At 72.3% G+C, this 1,502-nt stretch carries 1 protein-coding gene; it reads left to right on the forward strand.

The features are described from left to right. A partial coding sequence (locus VNL12_RS04425; RefSeq protein ID WP_325591886.1) for an amidase occupies nucleotides 1–1,273 on the forward strand: 1,273 nt, incomplete at its 5' end. Nucleotides 1,274–1,502 lie beyond the last annotated feature (229 nt).

Genomic DNA, 1,502 nt, shown 5'->3' on the forward strand with positions numbered 1-1,502 from the left:
CCGCGTCGCCGGCCACACCGCCCACAACATTGCGCGCCTGTTCACCCGCGGAGGGGTCACGCCGGTGGGCCTCACCACCTCGAGCGAGTTCGGCGGGCTCAACGTGAGCGTCACCAAGCTCAACGGCGTCGCCCACAACCCATGGCGCCACGGCCGCAGCGCGGGCGGGTCCTCGGGCGGCAGTGCGGCGGCGGTGATGGGCGGCCTGGTGAGCCTGGCCACCGGCGGCGACGGCGGAGGCTCGATCCGCATCCCCGCGGCCTACACCGGCCTGCTGGGCATGAAGGGCACCTTCGGCCGCATCACCAGGGGTCCGCACGCCATGTCGCGCCCCAACACGGTGGTCCTCGGCAACCTGGCCCGCTCGGTGCGCGACGCAGCCCGCTTCTACGACGTGTGCGCCGGCGTCGACCCCTATGACCCCACCAGCCTCCCCTCGCCGGGTCGCTGGGAGGCCGGCCTCGGCGCCCAGGACCTGCGGGGCCTGCGCGTCGCGGTGGTGCCGGACCTGGGCGGGGTGACCCTCGAGCCCGGCGTCGAGGACCGCATCCGCGAGCAGGCGGCGCTGCTCATCTCGGACAACGCCATGGTCGAGGTCGACCTCCGCGTCCGCCCGCCGAACATGGCCGCCCAGTGGATGATGGGCAACCTGGCGACCCTCCTCGCCGAGCTCGGCGACGAGTGGCCGCGCTGCGCGCCGCTGCTCACCGACGAGGTCGCCATCGGCCTGTACCTCTCCCAGGCGCTCTACAACCTGCAGACCGCGGCAGCCGCCGAACAGCTGCGGATCGAGGCCAACGTCGCCATGGCCAAGGCGTTCGAGGAGGTCGACCTCATCATCGCCGCGACCAACCCCGGCCCGGCCTTCGCGGCCGAGGCCACCACCAGCAGCGGCGAAGACGACCTGATCGACTGGGCCAAGTCGAACACCGCGGCGCGCTACGCCTTCCGGGGCGCCCTCCTCGGCACCCGGGTGGCGAGCTCGTTCCTCCCCAAGCTGCCCTCGACGCTGCTCGACCTGGTCAGCGCCAAGTTCCCCGACATGGCGAACATGGGCGCGCTGACGATCGTCGCCAACATCTACGGCAACCCGGCGGTGTCGATACCGGCCGGCACCGTCGACGGGCTCCCCGTCGGCATGCAGGTGCTGGGTCGCCACCACGCCGATGCCGTGCTCTTCGACGTCGCCCTCGCAGTCGAGCGCGAGCGCCCCTGGCCGATGGTCGCCCCCCGGGTCTCTGTCGCCCCCGGCGTCTCGCAGGCCACCGCCTGACCCCCTTCACCCGTACTGGTCGCGATCGGCGTCGTTCCGGCGACGGGTTCCGCGACCGGTTCGGAGGTCGTGTCGTACTGGTCGCGATCGGCGTCGTTCCGGCGACGGGTTCCGCGACCGGTTCGTTGATCGAGGACGGTCAGCGGGTGGTGAGGGTGAAGTCAGCGGGGTCGGGGTGGCGGGTCCAGGCCCAGTAGTCGACAAGGCGCCACGGGCTCAGGATGTAGAT

The sequence above is a fragment of the Iamia sp. genome (genome assembly GCF_035575815.1).
In the GTDB taxonomy this organism is placed as follows: Bacteria; Actinomycetota; Acidimicrobiia; order Acidimicrobiales; family Iamiaceae; genus Iamia.